Annotated in this window: 1 protein-coding gene and 1 pseudogene; both read right to left on the reverse strand. The window is 41.5% G+C overall.

Annotation, left to right across the window (positions count from 1 at the left end; all coding sequences use genetic code 11):
• Positions 1-211 precede the first annotated feature (211 nt).
• Complete coding sequence (locus tag QUB06_RS34350; protein WP_333439280.1) at positions 212-1,894, reverse strand: iron uptake porin; 1,683 nt, start codon at positions 1,892-1,894, stop codon at positions 212-214.
• Between the two features lie 455 nt (positions 1,895-2,349).
• A pseudogene (locus tag QUB06_RS34355) lies at positions 2,350-2,475 on the reverse strand (ISAs1 family transposase); the annotation flags it as partial.
• Between the last annotated feature and the right edge of the window lie 103 nt (positions 2,476-2,578).

A 2,578-nucleotide genomic window follows, 5' to 3' on the forward strand; every position in this document is an offset into this window, starting at 1 on the left:
GATTCCAGGCGACTGAAGTCGCAGCCGCTTTCCTCCCCATGTCTAAAGCCAGGGGCTTCTCGCTCGTTTTCTGGTGATAAGTCAGGTTCGTAGTAAGGACTGAGCGTCCTTCTTTTTGAGGACTGAGCGTCCTCACTACAAACCATTTTTATGAATTGCAATCGCTCGGACTTGATATTACCTCAAGTCCGAGCGATTAACCGTTGTGTAATTAAAACAAAAAACTGGTTCTAATTACAAAAATGACTGTATCTGGATTTCGCTTGTCGTGGTTGGGAGCTGTCAGCCAAATTACACCAGGAGTAATTGAGATATTATCATTGATTTGATACCTGTAGAATCCCTCGATGTGAAAGCCGACATCGCGATCTTTTCTCTGTCCTGGAGACACTCCAATAGCTTCAGCGAGATCGCTATTGCTCGTGCCAGCCAATCGAGGTTGCATGCCAAATACAATCCCTCCTTGATTGCCTTCTTTAATCAAGTCGGGAAAATTGAGATTCAGAGCATAATTCCAAACATCAGCATCTCCTTTAACATCACCTAAAGCGCGAGCTTTCTGATAACCCAACCACCCACCAACTTCAAAGCGACGGCTCAATCTGTAATTAGCTTGGATTGCATAACTATTAGCAACAACTGGATTATTAAAAGCACCTTCTCCATTGACTTGAATTATCTTGGCCGCATTACTTCCAGCTAGAGTGTCTGTTCCAAATTTAGGAGAATATGAGTTGATGTAGAGGACACCAACTTTGAGGCGATCGCTAGTATAAAGTAATTGGGCAAAGGCTGTATAACCTCCATTAAATAATCCCGAACCGCGACGGGGACTGGAGACGCTACCTGCTTCGCCAAAGTAACCCCCATCTATTCGGAAATTGTTACTTAGATTGAAATTAAAGCCAATACCTCCCTCTCCAGCAGTAGGAACATACATCGGATTAACTTGACCGAAGTTAGAGATAGCAGCAGTAGCTGGATCTATAAAAGGTGTAACCGTATCGGTAAGGAATGAGGCATCGACTGCCAGAGCGTTCAGATAAATTCGCAGGCGATCGCCAACAGGAAATTGATATTCTAACTGGCGAAGCGTTACAGTATTTGGGTCGCCACTAATTGTTACGAAGCGAGTTTCATCCGATACTCCAGCCGAAGCAGCAGCAACACTGCCTCCAAATGTTGATCCTGTATCGAATAGTTTGATATTGTGCGACTGAAGTTGAACTATCAGATTGTCTTTTCCTGTAAAACTGGTGTTTAAAGTTAGTCGCAGCCGATAATTGAAAGAGGGGTTATTGACATCGCTGGCATTCTCGCCAAATGCGTCGCCCAAGAAGGTAATTAGTTGACCGCTAAGTTTGGTTGTTGTGGAAAATTGGTTAGCTTCTAATTCGGAAGTGCGGGCTTCCAAAGCGTCAACGCGACCTCGCAAGGTGGCCAATTCGACAGCAAATTCTTCCTGCAATTTCTGGATAGCAGCTAATTCTTCTTTCTTGACTAGATTTGCTGTTCCTGATGAGATTAGCTCGTTCATTCTATTCAAACAAGCATTGAGACCCGCTGCAAATTCGTAGCGAGTCATCGCTCGATTGCCTCGATAGGAACCGTCGGGATAACCTTGCAAACAGCCGTAACGTTCTACGAGCGATCGTACTGCTTCAAATGCCCAATCTGTTGGTTGTACGTCCGATAGTTGAGAAACAGATGTTATCTGTCCTAAAGGTTCTATTTCTTCTGTTAATTCTTGGATTTCCTCTATAAAATTTACAGTCTCCTGAGATGGGGGCTGCGCTACTTTGGATTCTGTAGCGAGGGCTGCATTATTCGTAAATAAAACATGGCTCAAACAAGCTAAACCAAACAGTATGGTTTTGTTGCCAATCTCAGTCATACTTCCTCTTTTTTTAAGTTGTACAGCTTTACTATCCCCATATATTATATAATTTTTGATTGAATTTTGGAAGACTTTGGCAATAACTTGTAACAACCTAATATAGTGTTTTTCAGTAACATGAGGTACATCGGTAAGGGGTAATTGTAAGGAGTTTTGAGTAGCGGATGGGGGCAAGTATGTTTTGAGTTTTGACAGTTATTAATTCAAAACTCACTGGGGCGGGCACTCAGGGGGAACGCATCTTATTGAACACTGTTCATCAGTGGTGAGTATATTTTGAGATAAATTCACCATTCAAAGAAGCTACAGACACGCTTTGTAATGACTTTAGTAAGAAAACAGTAACTGATTAATGGTGGTTTTTACGCTTCTGCTAATTTTGATACAATAAAACTATTACAACCACTGTTTCCAAGTTGTATAAGAGTTAATAATGAGTTATTCGTGAGAATTTAGTTAACTGCAACAGCGAGGATTTTGGTCAAATAGTCATTATCCCACCCGGCTCGAAGTCGCTTATTTTTTGCTCCAGTTTTTGAAGTTTTCTCTTGATTCAAAAGATTGAGCGAGATGTCTCTTTTGAATAGCAAAATTTTGCGGAGCATTATAGCCTTTCTCAGAAAGATGAGGTACAATAACAGCAGTGTGTAAACCAGTTAAAAATATTTGATGATGTAACTT

The organism is Microcoleus sp. D2_18a_D3, assembly GCF_036702455.1.
Classification (GTDB): domain Bacteria; phylum Cyanobacteriota; class Cyanobacteriia; order Cyanobacteriales; family Microcoleaceae; genus Microcoleus.

Coding starts and splice junctions, on each gene's coding strand:
- QUB06_RS34350 (WP_333439280.1), bottom strand. CDS start 1,894: ATGACTGAGATTGGCAACAAAACCATACTGTTTGGTTTAGCTTGTTTG.